The 19738-nt window shown below is 71.4% G+C and carries 17 protein-coding genes and 1 pseudogene; 6 read left to right on the plus strand and 12 right to left on the minus strand.

Translation table 11 applies throughout. The features are described 5' to 3' along the window. Positions 1 to 31: 31 nt before the first annotated feature. Complete coding sequence (locus ACZ4XX_RS33560) at positions 32 to 163, minus strand: hypothetical protein (protein ID WP_468511636.1); 132 nt, start codon at positions 161 to 163, stop codon at positions 32 to 34. Between the two features lie 240 nt (positions 164 to 403). Beyond that, a pseudogene (locus tag ACZ4XX_RS33565) lies at positions 404 to 514 on the minus strand (LysR family transcriptional regulator); the annotation flags it as partial. A 158-nt stretch (positions 515 to 672) separates the two neighbouring features. Here ACZ4XX_RS33565 and ACZ4XX_RS33570 point away from each other — a divergent pair. Continuing rightward, on the plus strand, positions 673 to 1014 hold the full coding sequence (locus ACZ4XX_RS33570; RefSeq protein WP_383869599.1) for a PadR family transcriptional regulator: 342 nt from the start codon (positions 673 to 675) through the stop codon (positions 1012 to 1014). Beyond that, positions 1011 to 1754 carry a hypothetical protein gene (locus ACZ4XX_RS33575; protein WP_468511637.1) on the plus strand — a complete coding sequence of 248 codons (744 nt, stop codon included), beginning with the start codon at positions 1011 to 1013 and terminating at the stop codon, positions 1752 to 1754. The genes ACZ4XX_RS33570 and ACZ4XX_RS33575 overlap by 4 nt, the downstream gene beginning before the upstream one ends. A gap of 16 nt (positions 1755 to 1770) precedes the next feature. Here the strand turns inward: ACZ4XX_RS33575 and ACZ4XX_RS33580 are convergent, their stop codons facing one another. Continuing rightward, the gene (locus ACZ4XX_RS33580) at positions 1771 to 2307 is read right to left on the minus strand and encodes a GNAT family N-acetyltransferase (RefSeq protein ID WP_468511638.1); all 537 of its coding nucleotides are present in this window, start codon (positions 2305 to 2307) and stop codon (positions 1771 to 1773) included. A 111-nt stretch (positions 2308 to 2418) separates the two neighbouring features. On the opposite strand from ACZ4XX_RS33580, the gene ACZ4XX_RS33585 reads away from it, so the two are divergent. Continuing rightward, complete coding sequence (locus ACZ4XX_RS33585; RefSeq protein WP_468511639.1) at positions 2419 to 3312, plus strand: alpha/beta fold hydrolase; 894 nt, start codon at positions 2419 to 2421, stop codon at positions 3310 to 3312. On the opposite strand, the gene ACZ4XX_RS33590 is transcribed toward ACZ4XX_RS33585, so the two are convergent. The 3 genes from ACZ4XX_RS33590 to ACZ4XX_RS33600 form a co-directional block, all read right to left on the minus strand. After that, a complete protein-coding gene (locus ACZ4XX_RS33590) occupies positions 3302 to 3538 on the minus strand; it encodes a hypothetical protein (protein WP_468511640.1) in 237 nt (78 codons plus the stop codon). The two genes, ACZ4XX_RS33585 and ACZ4XX_RS33590, sit on opposite strands and share 11 nt — an antisense overlap. Before the next feature lie 141 nt (positions 3539 to 3679). Then, a complete protein-coding gene (pruA, locus tag ACZ4XX_RS33595; RefSeq protein WP_468511641.1) occupies positions 3680 to 5320 on the minus strand; it encodes an L-glutamate gamma-semialdehyde dehydrogenase in 1641 nt (546 codons plus the stop codon). Positions 5321 to 5350: 30 nt separating this feature from the next. Next, positions 5351 to 6277 (minus strand): proline dehydrogenase family protein, encoded by a 927-nt coding sequence (locus tag ACZ4XX_RS33600; RefSeq protein ID WP_468511642.1) that lies wholly within the window; start codon positions 6275 to 6277, stop codon positions 5351 to 5353. A gap of 184 nt (positions 6278 to 6461) precedes the next feature. On the opposite strand from ACZ4XX_RS33600, the gene ACZ4XX_RS33605 reads away from it, so the two are divergent. The 3 genes from ACZ4XX_RS33605 to ACZ4XX_RS33615 all read left to right on the plus strand — a co-directional run bounded on the left by ACZ4XX_RS33605 (position 6462) and on the right by ACZ4XX_RS33615 (position 10037). After that, positions 6462 to 7583, plus strand: coding sequence for a PucR family transcriptional regulator (locus ACZ4XX_RS33605; RefSeq protein ID WP_468511643.1), 1122 nt, complete (start codon positions 6462 to 6464; stop codon positions 7581 to 7583). A 139-nt stretch (positions 7584 to 7722) separates the two neighbouring features. Beyond that, positions 7723 to 8871: a DUF1266 domain-containing protein gene (locus ACZ4XX_RS33610; RefSeq protein ID WP_468511644.1), complete on the plus strand. Its 1149-nt coding sequence runs from the start codon at positions 7723 to 7725 to the stop codon at positions 8869 to 8871. Then, positions 8868 to 10037 carry a DUF1266 domain-containing protein gene (locus tag ACZ4XX_RS33615; protein ID WP_468511645.1) on the plus strand — a complete coding sequence of 390 codons (1170 nt, stop codon included), beginning with the start codon at positions 8868 to 8870 and terminating at the stop codon, positions 10035 to 10037. The genes ACZ4XX_RS33610 and ACZ4XX_RS33615 overlap by 4 nt, the downstream gene beginning before the upstream one ends. A gap of 63 nt (positions 10038 to 10100) precedes the next feature. Here the strand turns inward: ACZ4XX_RS33615 and ACZ4XX_RS33620 are convergent, their stop codons facing one another. The 6 genes from ACZ4XX_RS33620 to ACZ4XX_RS33645 all read right to left on the minus strand — a co-directional run bounded on the left by ACZ4XX_RS33620 (position 10101) and on the right by ACZ4XX_RS33645 (position 19231). Beyond that, the gene (locus ACZ4XX_RS33620) at positions 10101 to 10679 is read right to left on the minus strand and encodes a TetR/AcrR family transcriptional regulator (RefSeq protein WP_468511646.1); all 579 of its coding nucleotides are present in this window, start codon (positions 10677 to 10679) and stop codon (positions 10101 to 10103) included. 77 nt (positions 10680 to 10756) lie between these two features. After that, entirely contained in the window at positions 10757 to 12346 is a 1590-nt protein-coding gene (serA, locus tag ACZ4XX_RS33625) for a phosphoglycerate dehydrogenase (protein ID WP_468511647.1), read from the minus strand. 238 nt (positions 12347 to 12584) lie between these two features. Further along, positions 12585 to 13586 (minus strand): ketol-acid reductoisomerase, encoded by a 1002-nt coding sequence (gene ilvC / locus ACZ4XX_RS33630; RefSeq protein ID WP_327164359.1) that lies wholly within the window; start codon positions 13584 to 13586, stop codon positions 12585 to 12587. Positions 13587 to 13719: 133 nt separating this feature from the next. Next, on the minus strand, positions 13720 to 14247 hold the full coding sequence (ilvN, locus tag ACZ4XX_RS33635; protein WP_266897003.1) for an acetolactate synthase small subunit: 528 nt from the start codon (positions 14245 to 14247) through the stop codon (positions 13720 to 13722). Between the two features lie 41 nt (positions 14248 to 14288). Then, positions 14289 to 16139, minus strand: a complete 1851-nt coding sequence (locus tag ACZ4XX_RS33640; protein ID WP_468511648.1) for an acetolactate synthase large subunit — start codon at positions 16137 to 16139, stop codon at positions 14289 to 14291. Positions 16140 to 16354: 215 nt separating this feature from the next. Beyond that, on the minus strand, positions 16355 to 19231 hold the full coding sequence (locus ACZ4XX_RS33645; RefSeq protein WP_468511658.1) for a putative bifunctional diguanylate cyclase/phosphodiesterase: 2877 nt from the start codon (positions 19229 to 19231) through the stop codon (positions 16355 to 16357). Between the last annotated feature and the right edge of the window lie 507 nt (positions 19232 to 19738).

Raw genomic sequence — 19738 nt, forward strand, 5'->3', positions numbered from 1 at the left:
GTGGACGAAGCGCCATTCGGGTGAAGGTGTGTCAGTGGCCGGTGGAGCCGCCGTTGTCACGGCGGTCGAGGGCGCGCTGGAGGGCGGCGGCCGCGTTCTGACGGGCCTCGTCGCTGGGACGGTTGGCGGAGCGGCGGACGCGGCGGGCGGTCTGAGTTGCCATGAGGGATCGACTCCTTGAGATCAGTGGTGATCCGAAGTGCGGAGATCAGTGGTGATCGAAGGTGCCGGCAGGGGCGGGGAGCGCCGCCGCAGGGGTTGCCTGCACAGGGGCGTCGCGCTCTCGACCGCCATTCGCTGATGTAGCGAGACGTTCGGCTTCTACAAAGCTAGGGCAGGTGCTCTCATCTGTCTCCACAATTACTCGGACTTCCTACTATCTGAGACGGAGCGGGACGGCGCGTCAGCCCGCGATGGCCCGCAGCTCCCGGATCAAGGCCCGTACGACGAGGGAGGCGACCAGTTCGGGGGCGGTGACATGGCCGACCGAACGGGTCGGGCGCTCCGGCCCGAGATGTTCGTCTCGGCGGCGGCGGGCGGGGTGGGCACGGCGGCGGGCCGGCTCGCCCGGCTGCTCGGCGCGGGACGGCCGGTGGGCGGCGCGGGACGGCCGGCGAGATCGGCCCTCCTATCTAGTTTGCATTCCTACCTAGCTGGTGCTGCAATACACCCATGGCCGCAGACCGCAGATCCAGCTGGCTCAAGGGAGTCCTCGACCTGCTCGTCCTCTCCCGCCTGACCGACGGCGAGAGCTACGGGTACGAGATCGCCAAGGCGCTCGCCGAGGCGGGCCTCGGCGAGATCAAGGGCGGGACGCTCTATCCCGTGCTGAACCGCCTGGAGGAAGCGGGTCTGGTGGAGGCCGAGTTCCGCGCCGCCGAGCGCGGCCCGGGACGCCGCTACTACCGGCTCACCGCGCGGGGGCGCGAGCACCTCGCCACCGAGAGCCGCGACTGGCTGCGCTTCCACCGCGCCGTCGAGACCACGCTCCACCCAGGGGGAACCACCGCATGACCACCGCATCCGACCGCTACTTCACCGAGCTCACCGACGCGCTGCGCACCACGGGCGTGCCGGAGGAGCAGATCGCCGCCACCGTCGAGGACCTCCGGGGCCACCTCGCCGGGACCGGGGCGCGTCCGGAGGAGGAGTTCGGCCCGGCCGCCGCCTTCGCCGCCCAGCTCGGCGGGCTCGCGCCGCTGCCGGGCGAGCCGGACGGGAAGGCGGAGAGCTGGACCTGGACGGCCGACCTCTTCAACGACCGCCGGATGCTCGCCGTCCACGGCGACCAGGGCTGGGAGGTGGAGTCCCTCGACTCCCTCGGCCGGTTCGTGTGCCGCCGCTCGGCGACGGCGACGCTGCGCTGGGAGTACCGCCGCGAGATCATCGGCGCCCGGCGCCGCGCCAGGGTCCTGGCCGAGCTGGAGCCCGAGGGCTGGGAGCTGTGCGGCGAGTGGCTGGTGTACGGCTACTTCAAGCGGCCGCGCGCGGCGACGGCGGGCCCGGCGGGCGCCCTGGACGCCCGGCCGGCCGCCCCGCACCGGTGGCTGTTCCTGAGCCGTCGCGGCAAGGTGGCACTCGCGGTATGGACCGTCGTGGTCGGCGGCGCGACGGCGGCGTGCTTCATCGGGACGCTCGGGACGGGCGGTCTCGCTATCACCATCGCCCTGGCCTCGATGTTCTCCGCGCTGTTCACCTCCCACCTGGAGACGGCCAGGGGGCGGGTGGACCAGGGCCGCTCGACGTCCTCCTGACGCTCCCCACCCCTCCTCACAGCACGTCGCCGTCCCGCCAGTCGAAGACGAGCGCGGCGGCCGGATCGGGCAGCGCCCGGCCGGCCGCCGGGCGCAGGAAGACGTACCCCTCCTCCTCCGCGAGGTGGACGATCCCCTCGGGCCCCATGGCTTCGATGCGGCCGCCCCAGACCTGCCAGCCGCGCGCCCGGTAGAGCGCGGCCCCCTCGTCCGATGCGCCGAGCGCCCCGAAGGCGTACGCGCCGTCGACGACCCACTCCAGCGCGGCCATGACGGCCCCGCCGAGCCCCCGGCGCCTGAGGTCGGCGCGGACGGCGACACCTTCGACGTACCCGATGCGGTGCGAACGTCCGCGATGACGGGCCCGGCGCATGACGACGGCGCCGTGGGCGGCGATGCCGCCCTCGTCCTCGATCCAGGCGTGGACGCCACCGAGCGTGTGGTCCCAGTCGTCGTCGGAGAAGTCGCCGTCGAACGCGGCATCGAGCAACGCGCGTACGGAGCGGAGCCGTTCGGCCCCGAGTTCATGGGTGGGCGCGATCCTCACGGTCATGCGCCCAGACTTCCACACCTCTCCTTCTAACCCCTTAAAAGCAATTGACAGGTTAGCCCACGCCTGCTTGAGTCATCTCGTAACCACTGACACGCATCTAAGGGGTTAGAGATGACGAGTACCGTGCTGCCGACCCACCACCGCACCGTCAAGGTCCGCGACCACGAGATCGCCTACCGCGAGGCCGGCCCGGCCGACGCCCCCGTCCTCCTGCTGCTGCACGGCTTCCCCACCAGTTCGCACATGTTCCGCGACCTGATCCCGCGGCTCGCCGACTCCTACCGCCTGATCGCCCCCGACCACCTTGGCTTCGGCCGGAGCGCGGCTCCCGACGCCGCCGATTTCGACTACACCTTCGCCGAACTGGCGGCGATCACCGCCGAGTTCACCGAGGCACTGGGCCTCGAACGGTTCGCGCTCTACATCCAGGACTACGGCTCCCCCATCGGCCTGCGCCTCGCCCTCGCCCACCCGGAGCGGATCACCGCGATCATCAGCCAGAACGGCAACGCGTACGAGGAGGGCCTCGGCGCCGAGGCCTGGGCGCCGGTCCTCGCCCTGATCGAGGAGCGCACCCCCGGGACGGAGGAGCCGGTGCGCGCGATCCGCTCCCTGGACGGCATCCGGTGGCAGTACGAGACGGGGGTACCGGCCGCGTACCGCGACCTCCTCGACCCCGATGCCTGGCACCACGACGCCGCCCTCATGGCCCGCGAGGGCCAGGACGAGATCCAGCTCGGCCTGATCGCCGACTACGGCTCCAACTTCGCCCTCTACCCGGCCTTCCAGGAGTACTTCCGCACCAGCCGGGTCCCGCTCCTCGCGGTCTGGGGCGAAGGCGACCAGGTCTTCGTACCGGCGGGCGCCGAAGCCTTCCGCCGCGACCTCCCCGAGGCCGAGATCCACCTGCTTCCCACGGGCCACTTCGCCCTGGAGACCCACGCCCCGCAGATCGCCTCACTGATCGACGGCTTCCTCACCCGGCACGTCGCCCTCAGGCCGTAGCCTTCTCCAGGTCGCGGGCGACCCGCTCCACCCAGCGGGTGAGGTCCTCCCGACGGCCGGCCTCGCCGCCGCACAGGGCGGCGACCTGCGCGTCGGTGATCCGCTCGGACCCCGTCGCCGTGAGCAGCCGGCCCAGCTCCTTCATCAGGGACGTCATCCGGAGGGCGTCGAGGTGCTCGACCCCGTCGACCCCGTGCCCCGGCCGGATCGTCGTCGAACCAGGCATGTCGTGCCTCCTCACCGAAGCCCCCTCCCAGCAGCGTAAGCCCCCCGCATGAGAACCGCCCCCGTCCTCGGTTGGGGGACCGAGGAGGGGGGCGGTGATCAGGGGCCGCTCACGCGGCGGGCCTCCGGGGAGGCGGAGGCATCAGCCCATGTGGGGGTAGCCGTACTCGGTCGGCGGGACCAGCGTCTCCTTGATGGCACGGGTCAGCGTCCAGCGCATCAGGTTCTGCGGGGCGCCGGCCTTGTCGTTCGTACCCGAGGCACGGCCGCCGCCGAAGGGCTGCTGGCCGACGACGGCGCCGGTCGACTTGTCGTTGATGTAGAAGTTGCCCGCCGCGAAGCGGAGCTTCTCCATCGTGTACGCGGCCGCCGCGCGGTCACCGGAGATGACCGAGCCGGTGAGGGCGTAGTCCGAGACCGACTCCATCTGGGTCAGCATCGCGTCGTACCCGTCGGCAGCGCTGTCGTCGTACACGTGGATCGCGAGGATCGGGCCGAAGTACTCGGCCTTGAAGACCTCGTTCTCCGGGTCGGTGCAGGCGATGACGGTCGGGCGGACGAAGTAGCCCACCGAGTCGTCGTACGTGCCACCGGCGATGATCGTGCAGGTCGGGTCGGCCGCGGCACGGTCGATCGCGGCCTTGTTCTTGGCGAACGAGCGCTCGTCGATGACGGCGCCGATGAAGTTCGACAGGTCGGTGACGTCACCCATCGTGATGCCGTCGACCTCGGCCGCGAACTCCTCCTTGAAGCCGTCGTTCCAGAGGGAGGCCGGGACGTAGGCGCGCGAGGACGCGGAGCACTTCTGGCCCTGGAACTCGAAGGAGCCACGGGTCAGCGCGGTCTTCAGGATGGCGCGGTCGGCGCTGGGGTGCGCGACGACGAAGTCCTTGCCGCCGGTCTCGCCGACGATCCGCGGGTACGAGCGGTACTTCTCGATGTTCGTACCGACCGTCTTCCACAGGTGCTGGAAGGTCCTGGTCGAACCGGTGAAGTGGATGCCGGCCAGGTCGGGGTGGTTCAGGGCCACCTCGGAGACGGCGATGCCGTCGCCGGTCACCAGGTTGATGACGCCCTTCGGCAGGCCGGCCTCCTCCAGGAGCTCCATGAGGAGCACGGCGGAGTGGGTCTGCGTCGGGGACGGCTTCCAGACCACCACGTTGCCCATGAGGGCGGGGGCGGTGGGCAGGTTGCCCGCGATGGCGGTGAAGTTGAACGGCGTGATCGCGTAGACGAAGCCCTCGAGCGGGCGGTGGTCCAGACGGTTCCACACACCCGGGGAGTTCGCCGGCGGCTGCTCGGCCAGGATCTGGCGGGCGTACGCCACGTTGAAGCGCCAGAAGTCGACGAGCTCGCACGGGGTGTCGATCTCGGCCTGCTGGGCGGTCTTCGACTGGCCGAGCATGGTGGACGCGGCCAGCGTCTCGCGCCACGGGCCGGCGAGCAGCTCGGCGGCACGCAGGATGATCGCGGCACGGTCGTCGAAGGCCATCGCGCGCCAGGCCGGAGCCGCGGCGAGGGCGGCGTCGACGGCATCCTGGGCGTCCTGCGTGGTGGCGCCGCGGAAGGTGCCGATGACGGCCTTGTGGTTGTGCGGCTGGACGACCTTGAACTCCTCGCCGCCGCCGAGGCGCTTCACGCCGCCGATGGTCATCGGCAGCTCGCGCGGGTTCTCGGCCAGCTCCTTGAGCTTGATCTCGAGGCGGGCGCGCTCGGGGGAGCCGGGGGCGTAGCTGTGCACCGGCTCGTTGACCGGAGCGGGGACCTGGGTGACAGCGTCCATAAGTCTCGTGACTCCTTGTGAGAGGTGGGCTCAGCCCTTGGTGAGGATGGAGCGGACGAAGAAGAGGAGGTTGGCCGGCTTCTCCGCCAGGCGGCGCATGAAGTATCCGTACCAGTCGGTGCCGTACGCGGTGTAGACACGCATGCGGTGGCCCTCGGCGGCGAGGCGGTTCTGCTCCTCGCTACGGATGCCGTACAGCATCTGGAACTCGTACTCGTCCAGCTTGCGCCCGGCACGGCGGGCGAGCTCCTGGCCGACGGAGATCAGGCGCGGGTCGTGGGAGCCGATCATCGGGTAGCCCTCGCCGTCCATCAGGATCTTCATGATCCGGACGTACGCCTTGTCGATCTCGGGCTTGTCCTGGATGGCGACGGAGGCGGGCTCCTTGTAGGCGCCCTTCACGATCCGGACGCGGGAGCCGTTCGCGGCGAGGCGGCGGGCGTCGTCCTCGGTGCGGAAGAGGTAGGCCTGGATGACACAGCCGGTCTGCGGGTGGGTCTTCCGCAGCTCCTCGTGGATGGCGAACATCGAGTCGAGGGTGGTGTGGTCCTCGGCGTCCAGGGTGACCGTGGTGCCGATCTCGGCGGCGGCCTCGACGACCGGGCGGACGTTCGCGAGCGCCAGCTCGTGCCCGTTCTCCAGGGACTGGCCGAACATCGAGAGCTTGACGGACATCTCGGCGCGCTCGCCGAGGCCGAGCTCCTTGAGGCGCCCGATGAGCTCCAGGTAGGCGTCGCGCGCGGCGTGCGACTGCTCGACGGTGGTGATGTCCTCACCGACGACGTCGAGGGTGACCTCCAGGCCGCGGTCGCTCAGCTCCTGGACGATCGGGACGACGTCGTCGACCGACTCACCGGCGATGAAGCGGGCGACGACCTGCTTGGTCCCGGGGGCGGCCGACACGAAACGGCGCATCTTGTCGCTGCGCGACGCGGCGAGGATCACGGGACCCAGCACGGGGGACCTCCAGAAGGACAGGGTGACGAAGGGTGCCGTACCCGATCTTTCGGAAGATTCCGGTAACAGCACGAAGAACCACCGTGAAACCTATGGATCGCTCCGATCGTCCGCCATCTACAGCTGTCACGCATCCGTGGGCGGCATCTCATACATATGTCTGAGAGGGTGCGAGAATGGCGCTGTGAAGGGCGATTACCAAGAACTGGTGGACGAGATCTCCGCGCTGCTCGGCGCACCGGCGACGCTGGAGAACCGCGATTTCGGTCTGATCGCCTTCGGCGCCCACGACAGCGACGACGACTCGGCGATGGACCCCGTCCGGACGCGGTCGATCCTGACCCGGAAGTCGACACCGGCGGTCCGCGCCTGGTTCGAGGGATTCGGCATCACCCGGGCGACCGGCCCGGTCCGCATCCCTGCCGCCCCGGACGCCGGGGTGTTCCGGGACCGCATCTGCCTGCCCGTACGTCATCGGGGGGTCGTCCTCGGATACGTCTGGCTGCTCGACGCCGAGCCCGGCCCCACGCCCGCCCGGCTCACGGCCGCGATGGAGGTCGCCACCCGGATCGGCGACCTCCTCGCCGACGAGGAGCGCGCGGACGCCGACCTCTCGCGCGAGTTCGCCGCGACCCTGACCGCCGGACGCGGCTGGCAGAGCGACATGGCCGTCGCGGCCCTCCGGGCGGCCCTCGGCCCCAGCGCGGACGGTCTGCACACCGTCGTCTGTGTGACCCCCTGGCAGGGCGAGGCCCCCTCGATCCGGTCGGTCGCCGCCGCGGCGGCGGTCGCCGTGCTCCCCGAGGGCGAGTCCGGCGAGTCCCTCGCCGTCCTCGTGCGGCTGCGCACGCCCGAGGACATCGCCCCCGCCCGCACGGCCGCCGACCGGCTGCGCGCCGACGCCCCGGCCGGCATCGCCACCCCCCGCCGGGGCCTCACGGAGCTCCCGGCCGCCTGGCGCGAGGCCAACACGGCGGCCCGCGCCGCCACCGCCCAGCCGACCCTCGGCCCGGTCGCCGAGTGGGCCGGGATCGGCCCGTACCGCCTGCTCGCGGCGCTCTACCATCCCGAGGTCGACCCCGCGGTCGCCCCGCTCGTCGCCCCCGCCCACGCCGAACTGGCGCGCACCGCCGAGGTGTTCCTCGACAACGCGGGCCAGGCGGGCCGCACCGCGGCGGCCCTGGGCATCCACCGCCAGACCCTCTACTACCGGCTGTCGCGGGTCGAGCAGCTGACGGGCCTGGACCTGGACGACGGCGAGGACCGCCTGCTGCTCCACATGTCCCTGAAGTCGGCGCGGCTCTGAGCTCGGCCGCCGCGGCGGGCCCACCCCGGCGCCGGGAGACACGGCCGCCACTGCGAGCCCACCTCCGCGCCGTGAAGCGCGACTCCCTCCGAACGGCCGCCCCTCCGGGCCGGTTTGGCCGGTTTATAGGATCTCCCCCATGACCACGGGGAACTGGGCACCGCCGACGCACACCGAGCGGCTGCTGTACGAGGCAGCGGCCCGCGACGACCGGGCGGCCGTCCTGGACGCCCTCGGGCGGACACGTCTCTACGTGCTGCAGGCCCGGGTGCACGCGGACGCTCCCGGCTGCACGCCGCCCCTGCCCTCCCAGCGCGACAAGGCCGCCCGGCGCACCGTCGTACCGGTCCTGACCGAGGGCATGCTGCCGGCGTGGCACCCGGACTGGGTGTTCAAGCAGACCACCCTCCCCAGGCTCGCCGCGGCCTGGCCGAACGACCGGTGGTGGCTCGCGGTCAACCCGGACACCCCCTTCGGGGCGGCGCTCCCCGCCCGGGCCGCCGACCGGCGGGCCTGGGAGGAGGCGGGCACCCGGGGCGGCGGGCCGGCACGGCTCCGTCTGCTCACCCACGCCGGCGGGCCGCTGCACGGGCCGGTCGCGCACGCCCTCGCGCTCGGGGCGCACCTCGCCGTGCTCAACGGCCTGGTGTGGAACGGGCTCGGCGCCCAGTACGAGGACTACCCCACCGACGTGTCCCGGCTGCGCCGGCCCTGGGCCGTCCACCACCGGGCGGACTTCCGGGACAAGCTGCGGATCCTGATCGCCACCCGGCTGGTCGGCCGGGTCCCCGAGTCCGTCCTGGGGATGCGGCACCGTCTCGCCGCACGACTCGGCCACCCGCCGACCGACGAGCAGTGGGCCTCGATGGTCACCGTCACCTACGAGCGGGACGACCCCTACGGCGAGGACCGGGCCGAGGCCGCGGAGTTCCTGCGCCGGATCACCCACTACGAGGCGCGGTTCCGCGCCGACGGTCTCCTCCCGCCGGGCGGCCGGGTCGACACCCTCGCCGCCTTCGACCACGGCCGCGCCGTGAACGTCGTGCGCCTCGCGCTCGGCGCGCGGTACTGCGACCCACAGGAGGCCGAGGAGTCCGTCCTGAAGGTCCTCGAACCCGCCCGGCGGGAGTACCGCTCCTGGGAGGAGTTCTCCCTCGGCTATCTGCTCGCCCGGCTGATCCACTTCGACGAGGGCGACCCCGAGCCGACGTACCAGGAGTCCGTGGCCATCCACCGGACTCTCACCCAGGACCCTTCGAGCCCCTACCGGAACATCCCGTGGTCATGAACTCCCGCCGCCCCGCCGTCCCCGAGCCCGCCTGGATCCCGCCGTCCGAGACCGAGCAGCGGCTGCAGGAGGCGGGGCTGCGCGGCGACTTCCCGGCCCAGGTCCGTGTCCTCGCCGACGCCGAGCTCTTCATCGCCGCCCCCAGGGCCGAGGTGGACGCCGCCCCGGACAACGTCCACTGGCCGCCCCAGCAGACGGCGAAGGGGCTCCTCGTCCGGCAGATCCTCACCCGCGGGATGCTGCCGCCCTGGCACCCGGACTGGGTGTTCCACGCGGTCACCCTCCGCTGGGTCGCCGAGTTCACCTGGCGCGACCCGCGGCTGTTCCTCGCCGTCAACGGCGGCACCCCGGCTCAGCTGCTGCTGCCCACCACACCCGAGCACCGCGCGGGGTGGCTGCGCGCGTACAGCGAGCGGGAGCGGGTCTCGGGCGACCGTTTCGCCGCCCTGCGGCACGGGCACCTGCACGGCCCGCTCGCCTTCGGCCTCGCCTGCGGCACCCATCTGGCGTTCTCCAACGGCGTGCCGTGGAACGACGTCGGCTCCGTCTACATGGGGTACACCCATGAACTCGACACGCTCCGCGACGCCTGGGGCGTCACCGACCGGGCCGGATGGCACAAGCAGCTGGAGGCTCTCCTGGACGGGCGCAACAGCCCGCCGGAACCGGACTTCGCGCTCAGGGTCCGCGAGGAGCTGCGGACCGCGCGCGGTGCGGTGCCGACGCCCGACGCATGGCGCGAGACGGCCGCGGGGCACGCCCAGGACCTGGGCGCGAGCCCGGCGGCCGTGCGGCACATCGAGGAGCTGGTGCGGCGCATCGTGCGCTACGAGGCCCGGTTCCGGGCCGACGGACTGCTCGCTCCGGACGGCCGGGTGCGCAGGACGGTCGCGTACGACTACGGCCGGGCGGTGAACCTGGCGCGCTGGGGTCTGTCGGCCCGCTTCTGCGCGCCCCCGGAGGCCGAGCAGGCGATCGTCCACGCGGGGGCGCTGGCCCGCTCCGCCTACGGCTCGTGGCAGGACTACTCGGCGGGGTACGCGCTGGGGCGGGTGCTGCGGTTCGACGGGGACGAGTACGGCCGGTTCCACGAGCAGAACGTCGAGGCCCATCGTGTCCTCACGGAGCACGAGGGCAGTCCCTGGCGGAACCTGCCCTGGCGCTGAGACTCCGGCCGTCGTCGTCCCGGCGGCCGGGCGTGCCGTACACGAACCGGGGCGTGTACGGCCCTACTCCTCCCCCATCAGGACCTTGAGCCCCTCCGTGAGGTCGTCCGCGCTCGGCGCCGTGTCCGGGTCGACCATCCACTGGATCATCACGCCGGTGGCGAGGGCCTGGCAGAGCAGTCCGGCCACGCGGGCCTTCTCCGGGTCCGCCTCCGGGTCGATGCCGAGGAAGCCCTCGGCCATGCCGAGCCGGCCCTCGCGCTGCGGCTCCTTGATCGCCTCGCGCAGCTTCTCGTCGTCGTCGAGCCGGGTGACGATCTCGGTCTGGAGCTTCCAGACGGGCCGGCTGGCCCCGGCCGCGGCGATGACCTGCTCCCAGACGGCGTGGAAGCGCCGGTACGGGTCGGACGGCAGCTCCCGCTTCTCCTCACCACTGCCCGCGGGGCCGACCGCCTCGCCCCACTCCTCGGTGACGGCGAGGAAGGCCTGCTGGAGCAGGGCTTCCTTGGAGCCGTAGTGGTAGCCGATGGAGGCGAGGTTGGTGCCGGAGGCGGCGACGATGTCGCGGGCCGTGGTCCGTCCGTACCCCTTCTCCAGGAGGCAGCGCTTGGCGCCTTCGAGGAGGTCTTCCTTGTGTCCCATGACAGCACTGTACCCGGCCAATAGACGCTTGTGTAAGACGAGCGTCTATCGACCGGGTACGGGACCTCGGGGGTGCGTCAGATCAGATTGACCGAACGGGCCGAGGCGGCGCCGATCTCGGCCGAGATCTCCGCGAGCACCGGAGCCGGGACCGTGTCGTCCACGGTGAGGACGACGAGCGCCTCGCCGCCCTCCTCGGCGCGAGCGACCTGCATGCCCGCGATGTTCAGACCGGCCTCGCCGAGGATCCGGCCGACGGTGCCGACGACACCCGGACGGTCCTCGTAGCGCAGCACGACCATGTGGTCGGCGAGCGCCACGTCCACGTCGTAGTCGCCGACGGCGACGATCTTCTGGAGGTGCTTGGGGCCGGCGAGCGTGCCGGAGACCGCGACCTCCTCGCCGTTCGAGAGCGTGCCGCGCACGGTGACCACGTTGCGGTGGTCGGGCGACTCGGAGCTCGTCGTCAGACGCACCTCGACACCGCGCTCCTGCGCGAACAGCGGGGCGTTGACGTACGACACGGTCTCGTCGACCACGTCCTCGAACACGCCCTTGAGCGCGGAGAGTTCGAGCACCTTCACATCGTGCTGGGTGATCTCGCCGTACACCTCGACGTCGAGACGGGCCGCGACCTCGCCCGCGAGGGCGGTGAAGATCCGGCCGAGCTTCTCGGCGAGCGGCAGACCCGGCTTGACGTCCTCGGCGATGACACCGCCCTGGACGTTGACCGCGTCCGGTACGAGCTCACCGGCGAGCGCCAGGCGCACCGAGCGGGCGACGGCGATACCGGCCTTCTCCTGGGCCTCGTCCGTGGACGCGCCGAGGTGCGGGGTGCAGACGACCTCGTCGAGCTCGAAGAGCGGGGAGTCCGTGCAGGGCTCCTTCGCGTACACGTCGAGGCCGGCGCCGGCGACCCGGCCCTCCTTGAGCGCCGAGTACAGCGCCGCCTCGTCGACGATCCCGCCGCGCGCGGCGTTGACGATCCGGACGGAGGGCTTGACCTTGTGCAGCGCCTCGTCGCCGATGAGACCGAGGGTCTCGGGGGTCTTCGGCAGGTGGACGGTGATGAAGTCGGCGACCTCCAGGAGCTCGTCCAGGGCCAGCAGCTTCACCCCCATCTGGGCGGCGCGGGCGGGCTGCACGTAGGGGTCGTACGCGACGATCTTCATGCCGAACGCCGACATGCGCTGCGCGACCAGGACGCCGATGCGGCCGAGGCCGACGACACCGAGGGTCTTCTCGCTCAGCTCGACGCCCGTGTACTTGGAGCGCTTCCACTCGCCGTTCTTCAGCGCGGTGTTGGCCTGCGGGATGTTGCGCGCGGTGGCGACCAGCAGACCGCACGCGAGCTCGGCGGCGGTGACGATGTTCGACGTCGGGGCGTTGACGACCATGACGCCGGCCTTGGTGGCGGCGGAGACGTCCACGTTGTCCAGACCGACACCGGCGCGGGCGACGACCCGCAGCTTGCCGGCGGCGGCGATGGCCTCGGCGTCGACCTTGGTCGCGGAACGGACCAGGATCGCGTCCACGTCGGCGATGGCGGGCAGCAGTTCGGCGCGGTCCGCGCCGTTGCAGTGCCGGATCTCGAAGTCCGGGCCCAGGGCGTCGACGGTGGCGGGCGACAGCTCTTCAGCGATGAGTACGACGGGTTTCGAGCTCACGTGAGTCCTCACAGATCCAGTGCGGACGGCCGTCCCGACGGCCGCAGGCGGTGGAGGGGGCTTGCCGCGTGAAAGCGCACGACGCTGTGGGCCTGAACGCGAATGTTGTTGAGCAGTGTAGTGGTGCACCGGCGCCGATCATGCGCCTCGTTGGAAGGATCACCCGTCCGTGGTTGGACGGGGTGTCCAACGATGTGGGCAGGGGCCGGACACACCGTCCGGCCCCTGCCCCGAAGGCTTACGCCTCCTCGTCGTTCACCCAGCTCATGAGCTTGCGCAGCTCCTTGCCGGTGGTCTCCAGGAGGTGGTTCTCGTCCTGGGTCTTGTACTCGTTGTACTTCTTCAGACCGCCGTGGTACTCGGCCATCCACTCCTTGGCGAAGGTGCCGTCCTGGATCTCCGCGAGGACCTTCTTCATCTCGGCCTTGGTGGCGTCCGTGATGATCCGCGGGCCGGTGACGTAGTCGCCCCACTCGGCGGTCTCGGAGACCGACCAGCGCATCTTCTCCAGGCCGCCCTCGTACATGAGGTCGACGATGAGCTTCAGCTCGTGGAGGCACTCGAAGTACGCGATCTCCGGCTGGTAGCCGGCCTCGGTCAGGGTCTCGAAGCCCGCCTTGACCAGCGCCGCGGTGCCACCGCAGAGGACGGCCTGCTCGCCGAAGAGGTCGGTCTCGGTCTCCTCGGTGAAGGTCGTCTTGATGACGCCGGCGCGGGTGCCGCCGATGCCCTTGGCGTACGAGAGCGCCAGCGCGAAGGCGTTGCCGGTCGCGTCCTGCTCGACGGCCGCGATGCACGGAACGCCGCGGCCCTCCTCGTACTGACGACGGACCAGGTGACCCGGGCCCTTCGGGGCGACCAGGGCGACGTCGATGCCCTCGGGCACCTTGATGAAGCCGTAGCGGACGTTCAGACCGTGGCCGAAGAAGAGCGCGTCGCCCTCCTTCAGGTTGTCCTTGATGGACTCCTCGTAGACCTGGGCCTGGATCGGGTCCGGGGTCAGGATCATGATGAGGTCGGCCTCGGCGGCGGCCTCGGCGACGGAGACCACGCGCAGGCCCTGCTCCTCGGCCTTCGCCTTGGACTTCGAGCCCTCCTGCAGACCGACGCGGACGTCGACACCGGAGTCACGGAGCGACAGCGCGTGGGCGTGGCCCTGGCTGCCGTATCCGATCACCGCGACCTTGCGGCCCTGGATGATGGACAGGTCGGCGTCGTCGTCGTAGAACAGCTCGGCCACTGGGTATCTCCTTGAGGTGCTGGTGTTGCGTCCCACCGTACGGCGGGGAGCGGGAGGAAAGTTTTCGGGTCTCGTCAGTCGGACCGGCGGATGGACCGCCGGTCGACCGTCGATGACTCTGAGGCGATGATTCTCAGGCGCTGCGGTCGAGGGCCCGGAGGGACCGGTCCGTGATGGACCGGGAACCACGCCCTATGGCGATCGTGCCGGACTGCACGAGCTCCTTGATGCCGAACTGCTCCAGCATCTTGAGCATCGCGTCGAGCTTGTCACTCGAACCGGTGGCCTCGATGGTGACCGCCTCGGGCGAGACGTCCACGGTCTTGGCGCGGAACAGCTGGACGATCTCGACGATCTGGGAGCGGGTCTCGTTGTCGGCGCGGACCTTCACCAGGACGAGCTCGCGCTGGATCGCAGCGCTGGGCTCGAGTTCGACGATCTTCAGGACGTTGACCAGCTTGTTGAGCTGCTTGGTCACCTGCTCCAGGGGCAGGTCCTCGACACTGACCACGATGGTGATCCGGGAGATGTCGGGGTGCTCGGTGATACCGACGGCGAGGGAGTCGATGTTGAAGCCGCGGCGCGAGAACAGGGCGGCGATCCGGGCGAGGATGCCGGGCGTGTTCTCGACGAGAACGGAGAGCGTGTGCTTGGTGGACATGGTCTGGGTCTCTTCCTTTTCGCTCTGCTTCGTTCCGCGCTTCAGTCGTCTTCGCCGTCGCCGAAGTCGGGGCGGACGCCCCGGGCGGCCATGACCTCGTCGTTCGAGGTGCCGGCGGCGACCATCGGCCAGACCTGGGCGTCCTCGTGGACGATGAAGTCGATGACGACCGGACGGTCGTTGATGGCGTTGGCCTCCGCGATGACCTTGTCCAGGTCGGCCGGGTCCTCGCAGCGCAGGGCGACACAGCCCATGGCCTCGGACAGCTTGACGAAGTCGGGGACGCGGGTGCCCTTGTTCGCCTGGATGTCGTCCGGGCCGGAGTGCAGCACGGTGTTCGAGTAGCGCTGGTTGTAGAAGAGGGTCTGCCACTGGCGGACCATCCCGAGGGCGCCGTTGTTGATGATGGCGACCTTGATCGGGATGTTGTTCAGGGCGCAGGTGGTGAGCTCCTGATTGGTCATCTGGAAGCAGCCGTCGCCGTCGATCGCCCAGACCGGGCGGTCGGGCATGCCGGCCTTGGCACCCATCGCGGCGGGGACCGCGTACCCCATCGTGCCGAGGCCGCCGGAGTTCAGCCAGGTGGCCGGGCGCTCGTAGTCGATGAAGTGGGCGGCCCACATCTGGTGCTGGCCGACGCCCGCGGCGAAGATCGTGTCGTCGGGGACGAGCTGGCCGATGCGCTGGATGACCTGCTGCGGCGAGAGGCTGCCGTCCTCCGGCAGGTCGTAGCCGAGCGGGTAGGTCTCGCGCCAGCGGTTCAGGTCGCTCCACCAGGCGGTGTAGTCGCCCTTGTTGCCCTCGCTGTGCTCGGCCTGGACGGCCTGCACCAGGTCGGCGATGACCTCGCGGGCGTCACCGACGATCGGGACGTCGGCCGTGCGGTTCTTGCCGATCTCGGCCGGGTCGATGTCCGCGTGGACGATCTTGGCGTACGGGGCGAAGCTGTCGAGCTTGCCGGTGACGCGGTCGTCGAAGCGGGCGCCGAGGGCGACGATCAGGTCGGACTTCTGCAGGGCGGTGACGGCGGTGACCGCGCCGTGCATGCCGGGCATGCCCACGTGCAGCGGGTGGCTGTCCGGGAACGCGCCCAGCGCCATCAGGGTCGTGGTGACCGGGGCTCCGGTGAGCTCGGCGAGGATCTTCAGCTCGGCGGTGGCGCCGGCCTTGATGACGCCGCCGCCGACGTACAGGACGGGGCGCTTGGCCGCGCTGATCAGCTTGGCGGCCTCGCGGATCTGCTTGGCGTGCGGCTTGGTCACCGGGCGGTAGCCGGGCAGGTCGGTCTGCGGCGGCCAGCTGAAGGTGGTCTTCGCCTGCAGGGCGTCCTTGGAGATGTCGACCAGGACCGGGCCGGGGCGGCCGGTGGAGGCGATGTGGAAGGCCTCGGCGATCGTCCGCGGGATGTCGTCGGCCTTGGTGACCAGGAAGTTGTGCTTGGTGATCGGCATCGTGATGCCGCAGATGTCCGCCTCCTGGAAGGCGTCCGTGCCGATCGCCTTCGAGGCGACCTGGCCGGTGATCGCGACGAGCGGGACCGAGTCCATGTGCGCGTCGGCGATCGGGGTGACGAGGTTGGTCGCACCGGGTCCCGAGGTCACCATGCAGACGCCGACCTTGCCGGTCGCCTGGGCGTAACCGGTTGCCGCGTGGCCCGCGCCCTGCTCGTGGCGGACCAGGATGTGGCGCACCTTCTTCGAGTCCATCAGCGGGTCGTAGGCCGGGAGGATGCAGCCACCGGGGAGACCGAAGATGGTGTCCGCACCCACCTCTTCGAGAGAACGGATGAGGGACTGCGCGCCCGTGACGTGCTCGACGGCGGTGGCGGGCTGCGCGCCGTTACGGGGCCGCGGCTGCGGATGGTGCCCGGTGGCCTGGTCGGTCATCAGCATCTCTTCTCGAAGCAGAGGGTTTTACGAGGGTTTGGGACGACTTTGGGGTGAGCCAGTGCAACAAAAAACCCCTCGTGCCGTGAGGCAAGCGAGGGGAGCGCGTCGGGTGCGTTTCAAGCGGGGCCTGCCGTGGCCCTGCTTCAGCCGACGCGCTTTCCAAGTACGAGAATTCGGGTGCGCATGGCATTGACCCTCCCTCTCAGCCCTCACCACTGTCAAGTGGGTGGGACGGGCGTCTCAGTATTTGAGCGGAACGGGGGACGGTTTCCGACACGAACGGGGACCGCTCCGGGCAGCGGGTACTCGTCCCGTACGAGCGCCCTGCGCAGCCGGTACTCGTCGAGCGGGCCCGCGAAGGCCATGCCCTGAGCGTGGCTGCAGCCCATCGCCCGCAGGGCGATCACCTGCTCCGGTACGTCGACACCCTCGGCGACGGTCTGCATCCCGAGCTCGTCGGCGATACGGAGCACCCCGCGGGTGATCTTGCGGAGCCGGGCCGACTCGACGACGCCCTCGACGAGTCCGCGGTCCAGCTTCAGTATGTCGACGGGAAGCCTTCGAAGGGCGTTGATCGCCAGATGTCCGCTGCCGAATCCGTCGAGCGCGATCCGCACCCCGAGGCGGCGCAGGGTGGCCAGACGCTGCTCCAGCTCGTCGAGCGGGATGCGGGCGTCGCTGTCGGCGAGTTCGACGATCAGCGACCCGGACGGCAGCCCGTACCGGGTGAGCAGGGACTCGATCGAGCCGAGCGGCAGCGAGCGGTCCAGGAGCCGGCGGGCGGAGAGCCGGACGGACACGGGGGCGCGATGGCCGATTCCCGCCCGCTCGGCGGCCTGCTCGACGGCCTCTTCGAGCAGCCAGCGGCCGAGCTCGGCGGTGCGCTCGCTGTCGTCGGCGACCCGGAGGTACTCGGCGGGGGTGAAGAGGATGCCCTGGGCCGATCGCCAGCGCGCCTGGGCGCTGACGGCGGCGATCCGGCCGGTGGAGAGGTCCACGACCGGCTGGTGGAGCAGGGCGAACTCGCCGTCGTGGAGGGCGGTGCGCAGCCGGGCGGCCAGTTCCGTCCGGCGGACGACCTCGGCCTGCATCTGGGGCGCGTAGAGCTCGACGCGGTCCTTGCCGGCGGCCTTGGCTCGGTACATGGCGAGGTCGGCGTTGCGCAGGAGGTCGCCGGCCTCGATGCCGGGCTCGGCGAAGGCGACGCCGATGGAGGCGGCGACCCGCACCTCGTTGCCCCCGTCGACGCGGTAGGGCCGGGAGAGGGTGAGGCGGAGCCGGTCGGCGATCTCCTGGACCTGCTGCGTGCGGGCCGCCTGGTCGCGGCCGCCGTCGCCGAGGATGAGGGCGGCGAACTCGTCGCCGCCGAGCCTGGCGGCGGTGTCCCCGGCACGGACGGAGTCGTGGAGGCGGCGGGCGGCCTGGACGAGGAGGTCGTCGCCCGCCTGGTGGCCGAGGCGGTCGTTGACGCCCTTGAAGCCGTCGAGGTCGATGAAGAGCACGGCCGTGCCGGGGTCGGAGGCGCGGCGGCCGCTGAGGGCCTGCCGGACCCGCCGGGTGAAGAGGGCGCGGTTGGGCAGGTCGGTGAGCGGGTCGTGCTCGGCGTTGTGCTGCAACTGGGCCTGGAGCCGGACGCGCTCGGTGACGTCCCGGCTGTTGAAGATCAGTCCGCCCTGGTGCCGGTTGACCGTGGACTCGACGTTCAGCCAGTCTCCCCCACCCCCGGCTTCTCCCCCGGAGCGGGAGGTGCCCCCATGGCCCGAGCGGAAGCGGCACTCGATCCGGGTGGTGGGCTCCTCGGCGGGCGAGACGGCCAGGAAGCGCCGTACCTCGTGGACGACGGCGCCGAGGTCCTCCGGATGGATGAGCGAGGCGAGCTCGGAGCCGATCAGCTCCTCGGCGTCCCGTCCGTACACCCCGGAGGCGGCCGGGCTGACGTAGCGGAGGATCCCGGTGGGCGCGGCGATCATGATGACGTCGCTGGAGCCCTGCACGAGGGACCTGAAGTGGTTCTCCTTCTGGGCCAGTTCATGGGTCAGGGCGATGTTATCGAGGAGCATGATGCCCTGCCGTACGACGAGGGCGAGGACCACCGTGCAGCCGGTGAGGACGACGACGCGGTCGACCCTGCGCCCTTCCACGACGTTGTACAGGATGCCGAGGGTGCAGACCGCGGCGGCGAGGTACGGCGTGAGGGCGGCGAGCGAGCCGGCGACCGGGCGGCTGTGCAGCCACGGCCCGCGCGCGGGGGTGGCGCTGTCCGGGACGCGGCGCACGCCCCAGGGCGCGTAGGCGAGCAGCAGGGAGCCGGCGAACCAGCCGGCGTCGAGCAGCTGGCCCGAGGCGTAGTTCTCCCGCAGCAGCGGCGAGGTGAACAGGGCGTCGCACAGCACGGTCAGGGCAAGGGCGGCGATCGCGGTGTTGGTCGCCGAGCGGTTCGCCTGCGAGCGCCGGAAGTGCAGCACCAGAACCATGCTCACCAGGACGATGTCGAGCAGCGGATACGCGAGGGACAGTGCCGCCTGGGCGACCGGCTCGTTCTGGAAGTGGGCGGTACGGGCGAGGGCGAGGCTCCACGAGAGGGTGAGCAGCGAGCCCCCGATGAGCCAGGCGTCGAGCGCCAGGCAGACCCAGCCGGCCCGGGTGACGGGCTTCTTGGCCAGGACGAGCAGGCCGACGATGGCCGGCGGTGCGAAGAGTAAGAAGAAGAGGTCGGCGATGGAGGAGTCGGGCACCTCCGTGCGGAGGATCACCTCGTACCACCCCCATACGGCGTTTCCCGCGGCGGCCATGAACGAGGAGAACGCGAAGAGGAGCCAGGCGGGGCGGGCGCTGCCGCGGTGGGCGCGCCCGTAGAGGAAGCAGGAGACCGCGGCGGTGAGGGCGGCGGCGCTGAGTCCGAAGTCACCCATGAACAGTGCGAGTTCCGGTGATCCCCAGCCGAGCGAAGCGCCGGTCGTGTAGCCCGCGCAGATCACCACCAGGGCGATCTGGGCGAGGAGGGAGCCGAAGCAGGGGCGCCCGGGGTCCGGGTGTCCGGAGTCGCCTGCCCCGCCGACGGGGCGCCGTGCGAGGACCGCCCCGGGCGCGCTCACCGGCCCCTCCGGCGCCGCGCCACCGCACCCGGCCGCGTCGTGCGGGCGCGCCGACGGCTCGTCGGCGCCGCCGGGAGCGTGCCCGTCGCAGTCGTGGGGACCTGCGGGGTCCCGTACGACCGGGACGGCCTGCTCGGGTGCGGCGCTCGGCTTCCGTGCGGCCGGGGCGAGCGACTCCGGTGCGGCGCCCGGCTTCCGTCCGACCCGGGCGGCCGGCTCCGGCGCGGCGGCGGCGCCGGCGCCGTGTGGCGTGAAGTCGCCATGAGGCGCGTACGCCGCGGGCGCGCCCTTCGGCGCGGCGGCGCGGGAGGCCGGGGTCGCGGCGTCGCCGGACCGAGCGGCCGCGCCCGGTGGTTCGGCACCGTGACCCTCGGCTCGGCGGTCCGGTCCGGTGCGTGGTCCGGTGCCCGGCCCGGGCGTCGGGCCGGGAGCCGTACCGGTGCCCGGCCCGGCCTCCGTTCCGGCGTCCGAAGGCTCGGCTGCTCGGGGCGCGCGGTGCGGCGCGGC

The sequence above is a fragment of the Streptomyces sp. NPDC029956 genome, from assembly GCF_055574655.1.